18 protein-coding genes are annotated in these 18,490 nt (G+C 73.3%); 13 read left to right on the top strand and 5 right to left on the bottom strand.

Features of this window, described 5'->3' with window-relative positions; all coding sequences use genetic code 11:
* Positions 1-224: 224 nt before the first annotated feature.
* Positions 225-2,372, bottom strand: coding sequence for an alpha-glucan family phosphorylase (gene glgP / locus AC162C_RS10845; protein WP_484097562.1), 2,148 nt, complete (start codon positions 2,370-2,372; stop codon positions 225-227).
* Positions 2,373-2,585: 213 nt separating this feature from the next.
* On the opposite strand from glgP, the gene AC162C_RS10840 reads away from it, so the two are divergent.
* From AC162C_RS10840 to AC162C_RS10785, 12 genes are all read left to right on the top strand, one after another.
* Positions 2,586-3,128 carry a CarD family transcriptional regulator gene (locus AC162C_RS10840; protein ID WP_462974693.1) on the top strand — a complete coding sequence of 181 codons (543 nt, stop codon included), beginning with the start codon at positions 2,586-2,588 and terminating at the stop codon, positions 3,126-3,128.
* A gap of 34 nt (positions 3,129-3,162) precedes the next feature.
* The gene (gene ispD / locus AC162C_RS10835; protein WP_484097561.1) at positions 3,163-3,840 is read left to right on the top strand and encodes a 2-C-methyl-D-erythritol 4-phosphate cytidylyltransferase; all 678 of its coding nucleotides are present in this window, start codon (positions 3,163-3,165) and stop codon (positions 3,838-3,840) included.
* A 144-nt stretch (positions 3,841-3,984) separates the two neighbouring features.
* Positions 3,985-4,389 carry an ester cyclase gene (locus AC162C_RS10830; RefSeq protein ID WP_484097560.1) on the top strand — a complete coding sequence of 135 codons (405 nt, stop codon included), beginning with the start codon at positions 3,985-3,987 and terminating at the stop codon, positions 4,387-4,389.
* On the top strand, positions 4,386-4,868 hold the full coding sequence (ispF, locus tag AC162C_RS10825) for a 2-C-methyl-D-erythritol 2,4-cyclodiphosphate synthase (RefSeq protein ID WP_484097559.1): 483 nt from the start codon (positions 4,386-4,388) through the stop codon (positions 4,866-4,868). Before AC162C_RS10830 ends, ispF begins: the two co-directional genes overlap by 4 nt.
* Entirely contained in the window at positions 4,865-5,608 is a 744-nt protein-coding gene (locus AC162C_RS10820) for a GNAT family N-acetyltransferase (protein ID WP_484097558.1), read from the top strand. Before ispF ends, AC162C_RS10820 begins: the two co-directional genes overlap by 4 nt.
* Positions 5,605-7,266, top strand: coding sequence for a cytochrome P450 (locus tag AC162C_RS10815; protein WP_484097557.1), 1,662 nt, complete (start codon positions 5,605-5,607; stop codon positions 7,264-7,266). Before AC162C_RS10820 ends, AC162C_RS10815 begins: the two co-directional genes overlap by 4 nt.
* A gap of 19 nt (positions 7,267-7,285) precedes the next feature.
* Entirely contained in the window at positions 7,286-8,662 is a 1,377-nt protein-coding gene (locus tag AC162C_RS10810; protein WP_484097556.1) for a glutamine synthetase family protein, read from the top strand.
* The gene (locus AC162C_RS10805; RefSeq protein ID WP_462974700.1) at positions 8,646-9,527 is read left to right on the top strand and encodes a fumarylacetoacetate hydrolase family protein; all 882 of its coding nucleotides are present in this window, start codon (positions 8,646-8,648) and stop codon (positions 9,525-9,527) included. Before AC162C_RS10810 ends, AC162C_RS10805 begins: the two co-directional genes overlap by 17 nt.
* Positions 9,524-10,462 (top strand): VOC family protein, encoded by a 939-nt coding sequence (locus tag AC162C_RS10800; RefSeq protein WP_484097555.1) that lies wholly within the window; start codon positions 9,524-9,526, stop codon positions 10,460-10,462. Before AC162C_RS10805 ends, AC162C_RS10800 begins: the two co-directional genes overlap by 4 nt.
* On the top strand, positions 10,459-11,262 hold the full coding sequence (locus AC162C_RS10795) for an acetoacetate decarboxylase family protein (RefSeq protein WP_462974702.1): 804 nt from the start codon (positions 10,459-10,461) through the stop codon (positions 11,260-11,262). The genes AC162C_RS10800 and AC162C_RS10795 overlap by 4 nt, the downstream gene beginning before the upstream one ends.
* Positions 11,259-12,716 (top strand): aldehyde dehydrogenase, encoded by a 1,458-nt coding sequence (locus AC162C_RS10790; RefSeq protein ID WP_484097554.1) that lies wholly within the window; start codon positions 11,259-11,261, stop codon positions 12,714-12,716. Before AC162C_RS10795 ends, AC162C_RS10790 begins: the two co-directional genes overlap by 4 nt.
* Before the next feature lie 73 nt (positions 12,717-12,789).
* Positions 12,790-14,211: a pyridoxal phosphate-dependent decarboxylase family protein gene (locus AC162C_RS10785; protein WP_484097553.1), complete on the top strand. Its 1,422-nt coding sequence runs from the start codon at positions 12,790-12,792 to the stop codon at positions 14,209-14,211.
* A 413-nt stretch (positions 14,212-14,624) separates the two neighbouring features.
* On the opposite strand, the gene AC162C_RS10780 is transcribed toward AC162C_RS10785, so the two are convergent.
* The 4 genes from AC162C_RS10780 to AC162C_RS10765 all read right to left on the bottom strand — a co-directional run bounded on the left by AC162C_RS10780 (position 14,625) and on the right by AC162C_RS10765 (position 18,092).
* Positions 14,625-15,689 carry a HAMP domain-containing sensor histidine kinase gene (locus tag AC162C_RS10780; RefSeq protein WP_484097552.1) on the bottom strand — a complete coding sequence of 355 codons (1,065 nt, stop codon included), beginning with the start codon at positions 15,687-15,689 and terminating at the stop codon, positions 14,625-14,627.
* Positions 15,686-16,363 carry a response regulator transcription factor gene (locus AC162C_RS10775; RefSeq protein ID WP_484097551.1) on the bottom strand — a complete coding sequence of 226 codons (678 nt, stop codon included), beginning with the start codon at positions 16,361-16,363 and terminating at the stop codon, positions 15,686-15,688. The genes AC162C_RS10780 and AC162C_RS10775 overlap by 4 nt, the downstream gene beginning before the upstream one ends.
* A gap of 183 nt (positions 16,364-16,546) precedes the next feature.
* On the bottom strand, positions 16,547-17,263 hold the full coding sequence (locus AC162C_RS10770) for an HhH-GPD family protein (RefSeq protein WP_484097550.1): 717 nt from the start codon (positions 17,261-17,263) through the stop codon (positions 16,547-16,549).
* An 85-nt stretch (positions 17,264-17,348) separates the two neighbouring features.
* On the bottom strand, positions 17,349-18,092 hold the full coding sequence (locus AC162C_RS10765; RefSeq protein WP_462974643.1) for an SDR family oxidoreductase: 744 nt from the start codon (positions 18,090-18,092) through the stop codon (positions 17,349-17,351).
* Between the two features lie 128 nt (positions 18,093-18,220).
* Here AC162C_RS10765 and AC162C_RS10760 point away from each other — a divergent pair.
* The coding region (locus tag AC162C_RS10760) for a glutamate--tRNA ligase family protein (RefSeq protein WP_484097549.1) at positions 18,221-18,490 on the top strand (270 nt) is incomplete at its 3' end.

The raw sequence follows: 18,490 nt of genomic DNA, 5'->3' as shown, positions 1-18,490 counted from the left end.
CCGACACCGGCACGCACCGGCACGATCGCACGAACGCCCGCGGTTCGCGAGCGCCCCGTCACGAGCGCTCGGCGCGGCGCTGCGGCGAGCGGGCGCACCGGGTGCCGCGGCGGACGACGACGGGCCCGGCCGTGTCCACCTGCGTTCCTCTTCGGGTCGGGGGCCCGAGTCTCGCGTGCAGGGCACGTCCTGTCGATCGCGCCGCCGAAGACTCGGCGCGTGCGTCAGCTCCGCGGGTAGATGCGCTCCACGTACTCGTCGAGCATCCTCGTCGCGCTGAAGCGCCAGGCGTTCGTCGCGAGCGACCGCTTGATCCGCTCGCACCAGCCGTTCGGGACGCCGTCACCGTCGCGGTCGTAGAACAGCGGGATCACCTCGCGCTCGAGGAGCTCGTAGAACGCTTCCGCGTCGCGGGCGTCCATGACGGCGTGGTCGGGGTCCTCGGTGCCGGGGATCCCCCATCCGTTGTCGCCGTCGAACCCCTCGTCCCACCATCCGTCGAGGACGCTCAGCTGGAGGACGCCGTTGAAGGTCGCCTTCATGCCGCTCGTGCCGCTCGCCTCCATCGGGCGGCGCGGGAGGTTGACCCACACGTCGCAGCCGGAGACGAGGTGCGTGGCGACGGAGAGGTCGTAGTCCTCGAGGAACACGACACGGCCGGCGATCTCCTGCTTGTGCTTCTTGAGGTTGAACACGTCCTGGAGCACGCCCTTGCCCCCCTCGTCGAGGGGATGCGCCTTGCCGGCGATCAGGAGCTGAACCGGGGGATCGCCGGTGAGGATCCGCACGGTGCGCATCTCGTCGTAGGTCAGCAGCCACAGCCGCTTGTACGTGGCGAGGCGCCGCGCGAACCCGAGCGTGAGGTGATCCGGGTCGAGGGCCCGCGCGGCCGCGTTGACGTAGTCGATCTGCTCGTTCCGCAGCAGCCGGTCGTTCTGGCTCTTCAGGCGCGCCCACTCGATGAGGCTGCGGCGGGCGCGGTTCCGGGCCTCCCAGACCTCCGCGTTCGGGATCCGCCCCACCGCCTCCCACACCGACGGGTCGGCGGCTCGCTCCCACCAGCGGGCGCCGAGGTGTCGGTCGAAGAGCTCCACGAACGCCGGCGAGGCGAAGGTCGGGAGGTGGGCGCCGTTGGTGACGTGGGTGATCGGGACGTCCTCCACGCGATCCTCGGGGTACATCGGCTGCCACATCCGGCGCGCGACGTCGCCGTGGAGGCGGCTCACGCCGTTGCGCGCCCGGCTCGTGCGCAGGGCCAGCGGCGTCAGCCCCGGGGCCTCGCCGGCGTCGTCCGCGCGGGCCCGGCAGAGACCGACGAAGCCCTCGACGCCCAGGCCGAGACGGCCCGGCAGGTCGTCGTACGCGGCGAGCATCTCGTCGACGCCGTACGTCTCGTTGCCCGCCGGCACCGGCGTGTGCGTCGTGACCACGAAGCGGTCGCGCACGGCGGCGAGGCCCTCGTCCGTGGACGCGCCCGCCGCCACGGCCTGGGCGACGAGCTCGAGCGCCCCGAGCGACGGGTGCCCCTCGTTGAGGTGGTACACCCACGGCTCGATCCCGAGCGCCTGCAGGAGACGGACGCCGCCGATGCCGAGCAGGGCGTACTGCGCGAGGCGCATCGCGCGGTTCCCCTCGTACAGGCGCTGCGTCGTCCAACGGCGGACGGGGTCGTTCTCCGGGATCTCGGTGTCGAGGAGGAAGAGCGGCGTGCGGCCGACGTCGACGCGCCAGACCTGGAACCACGTCGGGCCCCCGTACACGTGGACGGCGAGCTTGAGCGCCTTCCCGTCGGGCCCGCTGACGCGGGCCATCGGCAGGCTCTTCGGGTCGTTGACGACCCAGTACTCCTGCTGCCGCCCGGAGAGGTCGAGCCGCTGACGGAAGAAGCCGCGCCGGTAGAAGAGGCCGACGGCGACGAACGGCAGGCGCTGGTCGCTCGCCTCCTTGAGGATGTCGCCGGCGAGCACCCCGAGCCCACCGGAGTAGATCGGCAGCGACGCGTGGACTCCGTACTCTGCGCACAGGAACGCGATCGGCCCGTCGATGCCCGGGCGCCGGCGCTCCGGGCGGGCCAGGTCGTCGTCGACTGCCGTGGCGAGGGCGGCGGCGCGCGCGACGAGGGCGTCGTCGCGCACGGCGTCGGTGATCGACGAGGGCCAGAGGTCGGCGAGGAAACGGGTCGGATTGCGGCCGGTCAGCTCCCAGCGGAAGGGATCGAGGTCGCGGAACACGGCGTCCCCGTCGCGGGCCCACGACCAGCGGTAGTTGTATGCGACGCGCGCGAGCGGCCGCAGCGGCTCGGGCAGGCGGTCGGCCAGCCACGCCGCGCGATCTGCGAGGTCGGCGGCCCCATCGGGTGACACGGCGCTCATCGGCCGGAAGGGGTATCAGACACGGCGCCGTCCGATGCCGGTGAACCGTCCGTGGAGCGCGCTCCGGCCCCGTCGCCTCGGTGCGGCTCGTGTTCGACAACCGTTAAGGAAGTGTTGTGAACTGCGCTAGAATGGTGTCCGAAAACGCCGGCAGCCCTCGCAGCCGGCGCTTTTCGTGAGACAGGTGATCCAGACACGATCGGGGAGGACAGCTTGTTCGACGTCGGTGACAAGGTGGTGTATCCCCATCACGGCGCGGGAACCGTGGTGAGCAAGGACGAGCGGGTCGTCCTCGGGCAGAAGCGCGAGTACCTCACGATTCGCATCATCCACAACGACATGACGGTCAACGTGCCGACCGAGAACGCCGAGCGCGTCGGTCTGCGCTGGGTGATCGACCAGCAGATGGTGGAGGTGGTCGTCAAGACCCTCAGCGGGGGCTCCACCGAGATGCCGAAGAACTGGAACCGTCGCTTCAAGCACAACCGCGACAAGATGAAGACCGGCGACATCCTCGAGCTCGCGGAGGTCGTCCGGAACCTCGCCCTCCGTGATCACGAGAAGGGCCTGTCGACGGGCGAGAAGCAGATGTACGTCAAGGCGAAGCGCATCCTCGCGTCCGAGCTGATGTACGCGAAGGACATGTCGGAGGACGAGGCGCACACCTGGCTCGAGGAGATCCTCGCCAACCCCGTGAGCGGCAAGAAGTCGTCGCGCGCGCGGGCGAAGGTGGCGACCGCGACCGCGAGCGCATAGCGCTCGACGGAGCGTCGTCCGCGCCGACGGAGCCGTGCCCGGCGCCGGGTCGACCTGGGCGATCCTCGTCGCCGCCGGGGCCGGGGCGCGGCTCGGGGCGGACCGGCCGAAGGCCTTCGTCGGGCTGGCCGGCAGGCCGCTGCTCGCGGAGAGCCTCGAGCGCCTCGACGCCTCCGACTGGGTCGACGCGATCGTCGTCGCGGCCCCACCGGGATGGGAGGAGCCGGCGATCCTCCTCGCCGAGGAGCTCGTCGCGAGCAAGGTGACGGCCGTCGTCACCGGAGGGGAGACACGGGCCGAGTCGGTGCGCATCGCCCTCGGCGAGGTGGGGGACGAGGCGCTCGTCGTGATCGTCCACGACGCCGCCCGACCGCTCGTCACCGATGAGGTGCTCGAGCGGCTGCTCACTGCGCTCGGCGAGGGTGTCGACGGCGCCGTCCCGGGCCTCCCGGTCGCCGACACGGTGAAGCGGGTCGAGCACGGCCTCGTCGTCGAGACGCTCGACCGGGCGCACCTGGTCGCGGTGCAGACGCCCCAGGCGTTCCGGGTCGAGGCGCTGCGGGCGGCGTATGCGGGTGATCTCGGAGGGGCGACCGACTGCGCCTCGCTGGTCGAGCAGCGGGGCGGGAGGGTGCTCGTCGTCGAGGGCGACCCGGCCCTGCTCAAGGTGACGACGCGCGACGACCTGCTGCGTGTCGAGTCGATGCTCTGAGGGCGCCCGGCGCCGTCGGGAGGCGCGTCGCACGATGGTGAGCGGAGCGCGCCAGCGCGTCGCCGCGCCCGGTCGCCGTTGCCCGACCCCGCGCGAGGATCCCTGAGCGTCTAGCCTCCCTGGCGTGAGCGAGGTGGCACGGCGATGAGGGGCACCCGGACGCTCGTCGAGGAGTGGCTGGCGGCCGGCGACGCGGGACGGCTCGACGCCTTCGACGAGCTGCTCCACGCGGACGTGCGAGTCCACGCGCCACTCGGTCTCTCCACGTCCGGGATCGAGGCGGAGAAGGAGGTGTGGCGGGCAGCGCTGCGGGCGATGCCCGACCTGCGGCACGAGGTCCAGGACGTCGTCGTCGGCGATGCCACCGTCGCCGTGCGAACCGTGGTCACGGGGACGCTCGTCGGCGGATTCGGTGGCATCGAGGCGACCGGCCGTCCGTTCCGTATCGACCAGGCGGTGTTCGCCCGGGCCCGTGACGGGAAGCTCGCCGAGATCTGGGAGATCGCCGACGTCTCGGCCATCACCCGCACGGCCGGCGAGGCGTCGTGAGCGACCTGCGGATCGGGACCGGGGTCGACGCCCACGCGTTCGGCGACGGCGTGCCGCTCGTCCTCGGCGGCATCACGATCGAGCATCCCCGCGGGCTCGTCGGTCACTCCGACGGCGACGTGATCGCCCATGCGCTCGCGGACGCGCTGCTCGGGGCGGCGGGGCTCGCCGACATCGGCGCGCTCTTCCCCTCCGACGACGAGCGCTACCGCGGCGCCGACTCGCTCGTGCTGCTGGCCGACGCCGCGCGGGAGGCACGCAGCGCGGGATTCGAGCTCGTGAGCGCCGATTGCGTGTTGATCGGGCAGGAGCCGAAGATCGCGCCCTTCCGCGAGGAGATGCGGGCACGGCTCGCCGCGGCGCTCGGCGTCGACGCAGACCGCGTCAACGTCCGGGCGACGACCACGGACCGGCTCGGCTTCCCCGGTCGCGGCGAGGGCCTGGCCGCGCAGGCGGTCGCCCTCGTGCAGCGGCGATGAGCATCCGGTTCGTCTCGCACGAGAGGCGACCGGACATCGTCGAGGCGGACGAGCTCTGGCGCGAGTGGCCGGCGTTCATGCTCCACGACGACGTCGCCGCGGAGCGGTGGGGGCAGCTCTACGACCGGTATCCGGCGTTCCAGTTGTGGGGGCTCGACCCCGCCACCGGCGCCGTCGCAGTGAAGGTCAACTGTGCACCTGCCGCGCTCGACCCGGGTGACCTCCCCGACGCGGGCTGGCAGGAAGCCGTGCGGGGGGCGGTCGACGACGAGCTGGAGCCGACGCTCCTCTGCGCGCTGCAGATCCAGGTCGCGCCGGCACGTCGGGGCGAGGGTTGGAGCTCCGTCGCGCTCGCCGAGATGCGCCGTCTGGGCCGGGAGCAGGGGTTCCCGGACATGGTCGCCCCCGTGCGGCCGTCGCTGAAGGCGCTCTACCCGCTCGTGCCGTGCGAGCGCTATGCGGCGTGGGTACGCGCCGACGGCCTGCCGTTCGACCCCTGGCTTCGCGTCCACGCGCGCGCAGGAGCGGCGATCGTCGGTGTCTGCCAACGGTCGCTCGTCGCATCGGGGACGGTCGCCGACTGGGAGGAGTGGGCCGGGATGGCCTTTCCCGAGAGCGGCGAGTACGTCGTCCCCGGCGCGCTCGTGCCCGTCGCGATCGACCGGGAGGCGGGCACGGCCGTCTACGTCGAGCCGAACGTCTGGATGCACCACCGGCTGTCGGGGATGATGGGTGCGTGAGCGACGCCGCCTGGCACGACCTCGGGCCCGTCGGCGACGCCCCCCTGTGGGCGCTGCGCCAGGTCGACGTGGAGGGACGCCTCGTCTGCATCGGCCGTGCCCCCGACGGCTGGGTCGCGTTCCAGGACACGTGCACGCACGAGGAGTGCGCGCTCTCCGACGGAGAGCTCGACGGCTCCGTCGTCGTCTGCCCGTGCCACGGGTCGGAGTTCGACGTCCGCACCGGTGACGTCCTCTGCCCGCCCGCGCTCGACCCGCTGCCGATCTACGAGGCGCAGGAGGAGGAGGGCAGGCTGCTCGTCCGCCTCGCGCCGCCCGCCGCCGCGGCCGAGGCCGTGCACGAGCGCGAGGACCACGTGCCCGAGGCTGTGGCGCGTGCAGCGACCGTCGCGGGGCCCGACACGAGCGGCCTCGTGCTCGACGACGTCGACCTCGACGACCTCGACGTCTGGGAGGAGCGTGTCCCGTACGAGTGGCTGACGCTGCTCCGGCGCGAGGCGCCGCTGCACTGGCACCAAGAGGAGCACGGGCGCGGCTACTGGGTCTTCACGCGCTACGACGACGTCGTGCAGGTCTCGAAGGACTGGCAGACGTACAGCTCGGAGCTCGGTGGGACGTCCCTGCAGGACCTGACGCCGGCGGAGGTGGAGGCGCGCAAGTCGATGATCGACACCGACCCGCCGGCGCACACCCGCCTCCGGGCGCTCGTGAACAAGGGGTTCACGCCGCGCGTCGTCACCGCCTACGAGGCGCGGATCCGGGCGCTCGCCTCCGGGATCCTCGCGCAGGCGTTCGCCCAGGACGAGTTCGACTGGGTCGACGCCGTCGCGTCGGAGATCCCGATGTGGGTCTTCTCGGAGATCATGGGCCTCCCGATCGAGGACCGGCGCCTGCTGATCGAGCTCGGGGACAAGATCCTCGGCAACACCGACCCGGAGGTCGTCGGCGCCGCGAACACCCTCGACCGGGCGCTCGACGACCCGGAGCTGCGCCTGCTCCCGTTCTCGAGCCCGTTCTCCCTCGACCTCATCGAGTACGGCCGGACGCTCGGCGAGGCCCGACGGCGCGAGCCGCGCGACGACATCACGACGAGGCTCGTCGAGGCGGAGGTCGACGGCTCCCGCCTCTCGGAGCACGAGTTCGGCCTCTTCTTCATCCTCCTCACGACGGCCGGCAACGAGACGACCCGGCACACGATCTCCCTCGGCTTGCTCGACCTGCTCGCCCATCCGGAGGAGGCTGCACGGCTCGCGGCCGACCCGTCGCTCGCCGGCACGGCCGCCGACGAGATCCTGCGTCGCGCCCACCCCGTGCACCACTTCCGGCGCACGGCGACACGCGACGTCGTGGTGCACGGCCGGCGGATCGCCACGGGGGACAAGGTGACGATCTGGTACGCGTCGGGGAACTTCGACGAGGACCGGTTCCCGGACCCGTTCCGGATGGACGTCGGCCGCACCCCGAACCGCCATCTCACGTTCGGGCTCGGCGGCCCCCATTTCTGCCTCGGCGCGCATCTCGCGAAGCTGGAGGTGAAGATCTGGCTGGAGGAGATGATCCCGTACCTCGACCGGATCGAGCTCACCGGGACGCCGACCCGGCTACGCTCGAACTTCTTCAACGGCATCAAGCGCATGCCGGTGCGGGTGCGCGCATGACGGAGGAGGCGGTCGAGGAATGAGCACCACCGAGCACGACGCGGAGGAGGTCGTCCGGGCGCTCGCGGGTGACGGTGTTCGGGCCGTCCGGCTCCTCTACACGGACCTCCACGGCGTGGCGCGCGGCAAGGACATTCCGCTCCGCCACTTCGCGGAGCTGTGCGACGAGGGGGTCAACTTCTGCGCGGCGGTGATGGGGACCGACCTGCGACACACGCCGGTCGTGGGCGGCGAGAGCGGCTACATCGACTTCGCGGTGCGGCCCGATCTGCGCACCGTACGCACCGTGCCGTGGCTGCCCGAGGTCGCGTGGTGCCTCGGCGAGGCGTGGGTGCTCGACGGGTCCGATCACTGGCCGAGCTGTCCGCGCGCCCTGCTCCAGCGGGCGGTCGCCGCCTTCGAGGAGCGCGGGCTCTCGCCCGTCGTCGCCCCGGAGCTCGAGTTCTTCCTGCTCGAGCGGGACGCCGAGGCACACGGGGGCCTGCGCCGCTACGTCGACGAGCTCTCGCGCGTCTACACCGTCGGCGCGGTCTCCGACCCGCGCGAGATCCTGCTGCGGATGCTCCTCTGGTGCGACGAGCTCGGGCTCGAGGCGTTCGCCGCGAACCACGAGTACATGAGCTCGCAGTACGAGATCAACCTCAAGCACTCCGATGCGCTCGACGCCGCCGACCGGGCGTTCATGCTCAAGGCGGCGGTCAAGGAGATCGCCGTCCGCGAAGGGCTGCTGGCGACGTTCATGGGGCGGCCGTTCGGCGACCAGGGAGGGTCGGGCTTCCACCTGCACCTCTCGCTGTCGGCCGCCGACGGGCACAACGCCTTTGCCGACGAGGGCGGGCCGGAGGGGTTGAGCCCCCTCGCGGGAGCGTTCATCGCCGGCGTCCTCGAGCACGCGGCCGGACTGCAGGCGCTGCTCGGGCCGACCGTCAACGCGTACAAGCGGATCCTTCCGGACAGCCTCGCGCCGACGCACGGCAACTGGGGGCACGACAACCGCACGGCGATGTGCCGGGTCCCACTCGAGCGCGGCCGGCGGGCCCGGGTCGAGGTGCGCACCGGCGACGGCGCCGCGTGTGCGCACCTGATCACGGCGGCGATCCTCCTCGCCGGGCTCGACGGCATCGACCGCGGGCTGCTGCCGCCCGAGCCCGTGGTCGGCGATGCCTACCGTCTCGACGATGCGCACGCGGGCTCGCGGCTGCCTGCCGATCTCGGCGCGGCCCTCGACGCGCTCGAAGCGGATGCGACGCTCGTCGGGCTGCTCGGGGAGCCGCTCGTCTCGACGTTCCTCGCGATGAAGCGCTTCGAGGTCGAGCGGTTCGCGACGGCGGTCGGCGAGCTCGACCCGGACGTCGTGACCGCGTGGGAGCTGGAGGAGTATGCCGCTCACCTCTGAGGTCGTCACCGGGCGCTCCGTGCGCGTCGACGTCGGTGGCCAAGCCCGTTGGGGACGGCGGGAGGGCGACGTGATCGTGCTCTCGGACGGGACCGCGATCGACGAGGCCGGTGCGGTGTACCTCGCGCCGGCGGAGCCGACGAAGGTGATCGCCGTGCACCTCACGTACCGCAGCCGCATCGAGGAGTACGGCGCCCGCACGCCCGCCGAGCCCTCGTACTTCATGAAGCCGCCGTCGACGCTCAACGGTCACCGGGGCGAGATCCGCCGCCCGCACGGGGCCCGGTTCCTCAACTACGAGGGCGAGCTCGCGGTCGTCGTGGGCGAGCGCATGCGGGGCGTCCCGATCGAGCGGGCGCTCGACCACGTCGCCGGCTACGCGTGCGCGAACGACGTCGGGCTGCACGACTTCCGTCACGCCGACCGCGGCTCGATGCTGCGCGTCAAGGGTGCCGACGGGTTCCTCCCGCTCGGCCCCGAGCTCGTCCCCGCGTCCGAGTTCGACCCCACGCGCTTCTCGCTGCGGACGATCCTGAACGGGCAGGTCGTGCAGGAGGCGACCGCGGACGACCTGATCTGGGGCGTCGCGTACCAGCTCGCCGACCTGTGCCGGCTCATCACCCTCGAGCCGGGCGACGTGATCCTGACCGGGACGCCCGCCAACTCGCGGCCGATGGAGCCGGGCGACGTCGTCGCCGTCGAGGTCGACGGCCTCGGACGGCTCGAGAACACCGTCGTCGACTGGGAGGTCGACCTCGAGGGGCCGGGCGAGCAGATGGAGGTCTCGGCGAACACGCTGCACGTCGCGCTCGCGATCCCCGAGGACGAGGCGGAGCGGCGGGCGGCGGAGGAGCGCGTGTCGTGAGGCTCGGCCGCATCGACCACGTGGCGCTCCGGGTCGCCGACCTCGACGAGGCCTCGGCCCGCTGGTGCCTGCAGTTCGGGCTCGTCGAGCGTGCGCGTGACGGAGGGCGTGCGCTCCTCGCCTGCAACGACGAGCCGTACAGCGTCGAGCTGATCGAGGGGGGCGAGCCGGGGCACGACCATGTCGCGTTCGCGCTCCACCGCGACTGTCCGCTCGAGGACGCCCGCGCCCACCTGCAGACGCTCGACGTGGAGTGGGCCGAGCGCGAGGGCTGCCTGTTCGTCGACGACCCCGACGGCCGTCCCGTGCAGCTGATGCCGCACCGCGACGCGGCGACGGAGGTCGACCGCTGGCCGCAGCACGCCCGGCCGTCGTCGACGGTGCACGTCGGTGGCCCGCGCCGGCTCGGGCACGTCAACTGCCTCACCGGTGACGTCCAGGCGGGGTTCCGCTTCTACACCGAAGTGCTCGGGATGCGGCTCTCCGACTGGCTCGGCGACGGCGGGGTGTGGTTCCACGTCGACTCCGACCACCACGTGATGGCCCTCGTCGACGTCGGGTACGCGCACTTCCACCACCTCGCGTTCGAGGTCGTCGACATCGGCAAGATGCGCGACCTCCTCGACCATGTCGCCCGGCACGGCCGCTGGCTGAGTTGGGGGCCGACGCGCCATGGGATCGCGGGGAACATCGCGAGCTACGTCCGGATCCCCGAGGAGCGGTGCCACGTCGAGCTCTACTGCGACATGGAGCAGCTGCAGGACGACCACGTGCCGCGGACGTATCCCGACGACCGCTACTCGTCCAACACCTGGGGGCCGCTGCCGCCCCGTTCCTACTTCCGCTTCGACCCGGTCGCGATCGAGTGGGAGCGCGAGAGCTGGGAGACGCGGGGCCGGCCCCTGCCCCCGCCGCCCGAGGGGTGGCCCGGGTGACGGGGCTGCGCGGGTACTCGGTGCCACGCACGCCGGGGGGGCGCGCCTCGCTCGTCCCCGCTCCACCGTGGCACTACGTCGGCGACTTCCTCGTGATCGAGTACTGGGCCGACCCGGACGCGGTCGCCGCGGTGCTCCCGGCGGGCCTCGAGCCGTTCGCCGAGGATCCCGGGAGGGCGGCGGCGCTGTTCGTCGACTGGCAGTCGTGCTCCGAGGGGGGCGGGGAGCTGGTCGACCCGTCGCGGAGCCAGTACAAGGAGTTCTTCCTCGTCGTGAACGCGACGATGGACGGCGAGCACGTGACCACGTGCCCGTTCATCTGGGTCGACCGGGACTTCGCGCTCGCGCGCGGCTGGGTGCAGGGGTTCCCGAAGAAGCTCGGGTCGATCTGGATCACCCGGACGTTCGGCGCCGACTGCCTCGCAGACCCGGGACTGCAGCCGGGCGCCACCTTCGGGGGCACGTGCGCGGCGTACGAGCGGCGGCTCGCCGAGGGAACGGTGACGCTCGAGCGCGTGTCCGAGCACGGGCCGACGCACAACGACCCGCCGCTCGTCAACGTGCGTCACTTCCCGCGCCTCGAGGCCGGACGCCACGACGAGCCCGCCGTGCACGAGCTCGTGCGGGCGCGGAGCCGCGACCGGGTCGCGTCACCGGTGTGGGAGGGCAGTGCGACCCTCGAGCTGCACGGTGCTCCCCACGAGGAGCACACGACGCTCGCGCCGACGCGCCTGGGCAGGGGGTTCCGGTTCACGTTCGCGTACACGGTCGACGACCTGGAGACGGTGCGGCAGCTGTGACCGACCGTGTCGAGGTCGCCGGGGTCGACGTCTCGGTCGACCACTTCATCGGTGGCGAGCGCGTCGCGAGCGCGGTGGCGTTCACCGACATCTCGCCGATCGACGCGGAGCCGGTGGCCGAGGTCGCGCGCGGCGGGGCGGCGGAGGCCGACCTCGCGGTGTCCGCGGCGAGGGACGCCTTCCCCGCGTGGGCGGCGCTCGGGCCGCGAGGTCGTGCGGAGCGCCTGCACCGGCTCGCCGACCTGATCGACGCCAACGTCGACCGGCTCGCCGCCGTCGAGTGCGTGGACATGGCGATGCTCCTGCGCTCGCTGCGCGCACGGGTGATCGCGCGCGGCGCCCGGAACTTCCGGTCGTACGCGGACCTCGCCGCCGCCCACGAGGAGCGCGCGTGGTCGTCGGGCAGGACTGCGAACCGCGTGATCCGCATGCCGAGCGGGCCGGCGGTCGTGATCACCCCGTGGAACGCGCCGTTCATGCTCTCGACCTGGAAGACGGCGCCCGCGCTCGCCGCGGGCTGCACCGTCGTCCTCAAGCCGGCGGAGTGGTCACCGCTCTCCTGCTCGCTGCTCGCCGACCTCGTCGACGAGGCAGGCTTCCCGCCGGGCGTCTTCAACGTCGTCCAGGGGATCGGCGAGGAGGTCGGCGCGGCGCTCGCCGCGCACCCCGACGTCCGTCGGATCTCGTTCACCGGCTCCCCGGAGACGGCCCGCCACATCGGGATCGCGGCGGCGCGCACGATCGTCCCGTTCACCGGCGAGCTCGGCGGGAAGGGCCCGCTGCTCGTCTTCGCCGACTGCGACCTCGAGGCCGCGGCGCGCACCGCCGCCGGCCAGTACGACGACGCCGGCCAGGTGTGCCTCGCAGGGACGCGCCTCCTCGTCGAGGAGCCGGTCGCGGAGCGCTTCCTCCAGCTGTTCCACCGTCTCGTGGACGCGCACGTGCTGGGCGACCCGCGCGACGACGCGACGACCGTGACGCCGCTGATCCACCCCGACCACCTGGCCCGCGTCGAGGGCTTCGTGGAGCGGGCGCGGGCCGCGGGGGACGAGATCGTGCGCGGCGGTCGACGGTCGGACGCGGGCCCGCTCCTCTACGAGCCGACACTCGTCGTCCCGTGCTCGAACGACGCGGAGATCGTGCAGCGTGAGGTGTTCGGGCCCGTGCTGACGTTCCAGACGTTCACGGACGAGGAGGAGGCGGTCGCGCTCGCCGACTCGACCGCGTACGGGCTCTCCGCGGTCGTCTTCACGGGTTCGGCGGAGCGGGCGCAACGGGTCGGCCGCGCGGTCCGCGCCGGGACGGTCTGGGTGAACGCGTACCTCGTCCGCGACCTCACGGCGCCCTTCGGCGGGATCGGGATCTCCGGCATCGGCCGTGAGGGCGGCGACTACGCGCTCGACTTCTACTCCGACCTCAAGACCCTGCAGATCGCCGACGACACGACGGCGTGACGCGGGCGCTCGGCCACGACGGGCGGTAGCGCGCGTACCCGACCGGCCTTCCGGGGCGCCTATGCTGCGTCGCGTGACGACGCCCCTCGAGGACCGGGCCCTGCTCAGCCTGGATGCGTCGCGTGCGGAGGCCCTCGAGTACGCGACCGCGATCGTGTCCGAGGCGTGGCGGAGCTTCGACGCGTTCCGGCCGGACGAGCCGCAGGTCGACGCGCAGCTGGGTGCGCTGCTCCGCGAAGGCCTCCCCGGTGCGCCGTCGCCGGCCGTGTCGGTACTGGCGGACGCCGCGCGCGTACTCGACTCCAGCCTCGCGCAGACGCGGCCGCGCTTCTTCGCGTTCGTCGGCTCCTCGGGGCTCGAGATCGGGGTCCTCGGCGACCTGCTCGCCTCCTGCTTCGACGTCAACCTCGCGACGTGGGCGGGCGCCGCATCCGAGCTCGAGAGCCAGGCCGTCCGCTGGATCGCGGACTTCGTCGGCTTCCCGGCCGAGGAGGGGGCGTTCACGAGCGGAGGCACGGTGTCGAACATGACGGCCCTGGCCGCAGCACGGGAGCACGCGCTGCCGGGGACGCGGCGGCGCGGGCTGCACGGGGAGGGCCTGACGCTCTACTGCTCGGCCGAGTCGCACTACTCCGTCCTCCGTGCGGCCGAGGTGCTCGGGATCGGCCAGGAGGGCGTCCGGTCGGTGCCGCTCGACGAGGACCGCCGCATGGACGCGGCGGCGCTCGCGTCCATGATCGACGACGACCTCGCCGCGGACGCCGTCCCGGTGGCCGTGGTGGCGACGGCGGGGACGACGTTGACGGGCGCGGTCGACCCGATCGACGCGATCGCCGACGTGTGCGAGCGCCGACGCGTCTGGCTGCACGTCGACGGTGCGTACGGGCTCCCGGCGGCCGCGACCAGCTCGGCGGGAGCGCGCTTCGCCGGGCTCGACCGTGCCGACTCGGTGACGCTCGACGCCCACAAGTGGCTATACCTGCCGAAGGCGTGCGGCGTGCTGCTCGTGCGCCGGCGGGTCGATCTCGAGACGGCCCTCGCGCACGAGGAGGACTACATCCCGCACGAGCGGCCGACGGCGCACATGGTGGACGTGACGCTCGAGTACTCCCGGCCGTTCCGGGCCCTGAAGCTCTGGCTCGCCTTCCGCGTCCACGGCGCCGATGCCTTCCGCGCCGCCATCGAGCGGAACCTCCGGCAGGCGAAGCTGCTCTACGAGGAGGTGAAGCGCCACGCGGACCTCGAGGCGCTCTGCGGCCCCCCGCAGCTCTCGATCGTCCCGTTCCGGCACGTCCCGCCCGGCGTGGACGACCTCGACGCGCACAACGCACGTCTCGTCCGGCACCTGCAGGACGACGGTCGCATCTGGATCGCGCCCGCGCGCGTGGACGGTCGGATCGGGCTCCGCCCGTGCATCGTCAACTACCGGACGACCGACGACGACGTCCGTGCGCTCGTCGAGCTGGCGCGGGAGTTCGGGAACGACGTGCGTTGACCGGCGCGCCGGCGGAGACGCCGGAGCGCCGCGGGTCGCCGACGGATCGCCGGTCGTGGTGCAGCGGCACGCGCCACGATCTCGGCACGAGGACGGCACAGTCGTGTCGCGTGTGCGGCGATACCGTGAGCTCAGGGGGCTGCGAGTCCCCCTCGGGGGGGTGTGGACCAACCTTGGTGGGTGGGCCAACGATGTGAACCGTCGGTGGCAACCGACGGTGTGGAGCACGGGTGTGGGCCAACCGCCTCGAGCAACGATGCGGAGCCGGGGGCGTGAACCCGGGGTGTGGGCAAGAGAGGTTTGGACAGGCCCCGTGAGCGGGTGCGAATGCCGGCCGCGAGGCCGACGTCGCCGTGCGCCGGCCGCCGTGCCTGACACGGGTCTCGGTCGCTGCCGACGGCTGGGCCCGCGGCTCAGGCTGCGGGGAGCGTGAAGGAGACGCGCGCGCCGCCCCCGGGGCGGTTCTCGGCCCAGATGCGCCCCCCGTGCGCCTCGACGAGCCCCCGCGCGATCGCGAGCCCGAGCCCGGTGCCACGGGCCGACCGTGCGGGATCGCCGCGCCAGAAGCGGTCGAACATCCGCTGCTCGGCCTCGGGGCCGAGCCCCTCGCCCGTGTCCTCGACGGTCACCTGCACCTCGCCCGTCCTCGGCTCGACCTGGACGGCGACGGTGCCGTCGGACGGGGTGTGCCGAAGGGCGTTCGTGAGCAGATTGAGGAGGACGCGCTCCACCTTGTCGGGCGCGCATCGCGCGTGCACGTCGGCGTCGACGTCGGCGGCGAGCGCGATGCCACGGCGCCTGGCGTCGGCCTCGACGCCGCGGAGGCACGCCTGCACGAGCCCTGTCACCGAGGCATCGCGGAGCTCCAGGGTGAGGGCGCCCGCGTCGATGCGGGCGAGCTCGAAGAGGTCGTCGACGAGGAGCGCGAGGATGCGCACCTGCTCGCGCAGGACGGGGAGCGACTCGTGCGGATCGACGAGCCCGTCCTCGAGCGCCTCGAGCATCGCCTGCACGTTGGCGAGCGGTGTCCGCAGGTCGTGGCTCGCCCAGGCGACGAGCTCTCGCCGGGCGTCGAAGAGCCGTTCGAGGCTTTCGGCCATCTCGTTGAACGACCGCGCGAGGTCGGCGACCTCCGCAGGCCCCGTCTCGGGTGCGCGGACGGAGAGGTCGCCCTCCGCCAGGGCGGACGATGCGTCCCGCACCCGGTCGATCCGGCCGGAGATCGACCCGCCGACGACCAGCCCGGCCACGACTGCGACGGCTGCCGAGGCGGCGGAGACGGCGAGGATCTTGACGTCGTCCCCCATGTGGAACATCACCCAGCCGGAGAGGAGGACCGCGGACAGCGGGAGGCAGACGGCGAGCACCGCGAGCCCCGCGAGCTGCAGGCGGACCGTGGGCAGCAGCCGGAGACCGAGCGCTGCGCCGACGCCGACGCCGAGCGTCGCCGCACCGACGACGAAGGCCTGGAGGATCACGGCACGAGCCGGTAGCCGACGCCCCACACGGTCTGCAGGTGCGTCGGACGGGACGGGTCGTCTTCGATCTTCTCGCGGAGCCGTCGCACGTGCACGGTGACGGTGCCGGTGTCGAGCGCGGCCTCGTACCCCCAGACACGGCTCATCAGCTGGTCGCGCCCGAACACCCGGCGCGGGTGGGACGCGAGGAACCACAGGAGGTCGAACTCCTTCGCGGTGAGACGGAGCTCCGCGCCGTTCTTGCGGACCTCGCGCGTCGTCGAGTCGAGCTCGACGTCGCCGAAGGCGATCCGTGCGCGCCGCTCGGCGGTCGGCGCCGACCGCCGGAGGACCGTGCGCACCCGGGCCGCGAGCTCGCGCGGCGAGAACGGCTTCGTCACGTAGTCGTCGGCCCCGAGCTCGAGCCCGACGATCCGGTCGGCCTCCTCGCCCCGCGCGGTGAGCATGATCACCGGCAGCTCCGACCGGGTGCGGATCCAGCGGCAGAGCTCGAGCCCGTCCGTCCCCGGCAGCATCACGTCCAGCACCACGAGGTCCGGCGAGCCCTGCTCGAGGAGCGCCCGGGCGCGCTCGCCGTCGTCCGCCTCGAGGGTCGTGTGCCCCTCGCGCTCGAGGTAGCGCACGACGACCTCGCGGACGATCGGCTCGTCGTCGACGACGAGAACGGTGGCCATCTCCTGATCGTGCCACGGCGTTCCTTACGCGCGCGTGAATTCGACGGCGGCCCCGGGCGCTGTCGTGCATCCTCGCAGGAGCGGAGACGGACGCCCCCTGCCCTCGGAGTGTCCCCCCGGCGCGGTCGGGGCGCCCGGCGCGGAGCCGTCGTGACCGCCTAGGCGGGGAGCCGTCGTGACCGCCTAGGCGGGGAGCCGCACGACCCCGGCCTCGACGACGACGAGGCCGTCGCGCTCCAGCGAGCGAACCGCCTCGCCGTCGCAGTCGCCGAGCGGGCGCGGCCTGGCCGCGACGTGCCGGAGCACCGACGCCCGCCGCTGGCGGAACGACCCCTCGAAGGGCGACTGCTTCCGCCGCGGCTCGTCACGGGTGCCGCGGGACGGGCAGACGTCCTCGAGCGGGCAGCAGCCGCACCGCGGCACCCGGGCGACGCAGACGGTCGCGCCGAGGTCCATCAGCGCCTGGGCCGCGGCTCCCGTGAAGACGTGGCCGGTACGCCGCTGCACCCGCTCGACGTTGACGTCGACCGGGAGCACGTCCTCGCCGAACGCGAAGTTCCGGATCGCGGCGGCGGTGTACGGGCCGACGCCCGGGAGCCGGGTCAGGTCGTCCGGCCAGCCCTCCTCCGCGACCACGATCGCCGCGCGATGGAGCGAGAGCGCACGCCGGTTGTAGCCGAGGCCCTGCCATTCGCGGATCACGTCCGCGGCGCTCGCCGCTGCGAGCGCCGCCGGCGTCGGCCACCGAGCGAGCCACGCGAGATAGCGAGGCACGACGCGCTCGACCTGCGTCTGCTGCAGCATCACCTCGCTGACGAGGATCGCGTACGGGTCGCGTGTCCTCCGCCACGGCAGGTCGCGTCCGGACGCCCCGTACCACGCGAGCAGCAGCTCCTCCACGACGGCCAGCCTAGCCCCGGCGACCCGTCCCGACGCGCGCCCTCCGCCGTCGTGCGACTGCGCGCCGCGCTCGCCGCGCCGGGTCTCAGGGCACCCAGCGCTCTGCGAGCGGGGTCACCAGGAGCTCGTGCGTCGCGCTCCGGGCGCCCTGGTCGGCGAGGAACCGCACCGCCTCCGCGAGCGCGCGGGGATCGGCGAGCGCGTCCGTCGGGGCCCCGGGTTGCGCCCCGGCGAGCGGCTCGATGCCTGCGTCCACGATCAGCAGCGCGACGTGGATGCCGTGCTCCCGCAGCTCGAGCGCCGCCGCGTTCGTCAGGGCGCGGACGCCGAACGACCCGGCGGCCCAGAGCCCGCGCCCGGGCATCGCCCGCCGTGCGGAGCCGCCGGTCACCTGGATCACCGTCGCGGGCCCGCCCTGCTCCAGCAGGAAGGCGGCGCTCGCCGAGAGGAACGCGAACGCCGATCGCGCCGGGGCGGCGGCCCAGGAGTCGAACGCCTCCGGCGCCGCCTCGGCGATGCGGCCGCCGCCGAAGGGCCCCGTGCGGTCTCCGCCGTAGGCCGAGGCGGCGTTGACGACGAGGTCGACCCGTCCGAACGCCGTCGCGGCCTCGTCGAGGGCGCGACGGACGCTCGCGCCGTCGGTGACGTCTCCCTCCATCGCGCGCGCTCCGGCGGCGACGACGCCCTCGAGCGTCGCGTGCGAGCGGGCGACCCCGACGACGCCCCATCCGTCGGTGCGCAGCAGCTCGATCACGGCACGGCCGAGATTGCGTGCGCCGAAGACGACGGCGCCCCGACGGGCCTCCGAGCCGCTGCCTTCCGCTGCCATCCCTACAGCCTACGCCGCGCGCCCCACGTCGGACGAGGGCGGGGTGCGGGGACGCGGAGGCATGCCGATGTGGCACGTCCACGGGCGCGTCGCCGCGCGTCGGCGGAGGCTGGCGTACAGTCAGGCCCATGCCCGTGCGCGTCCGCTTCGCACCGAGCCCGACGGGCTCGCTCCACCTCGGCAACGCCCTCACGGCCGTCGCCAACCGGGCGTTCGCCGACGCGCGGGGCGGCGTGCTCGTGCTCCGCATCGACGACACCGACCCCCGCCGCGTCGTCGAGGGCGGGGAGGAGGCGATCCTCGCCGACCTCCGCTGGCTCGGGATCGCCTGGGAGGAAGGCCCCGTGCGGCAGAGCGAGCGGTCGACCGTCTACGAGGAGGCGCTCGCCCGCGCACTC

This window comes from Gaiella sp. (genome assembly GCF_057140465.1).
Note: the sequence above shows the minus strand (reverse complement) of the source record. Positions and strands in the feature narration are given on the sequence as shown.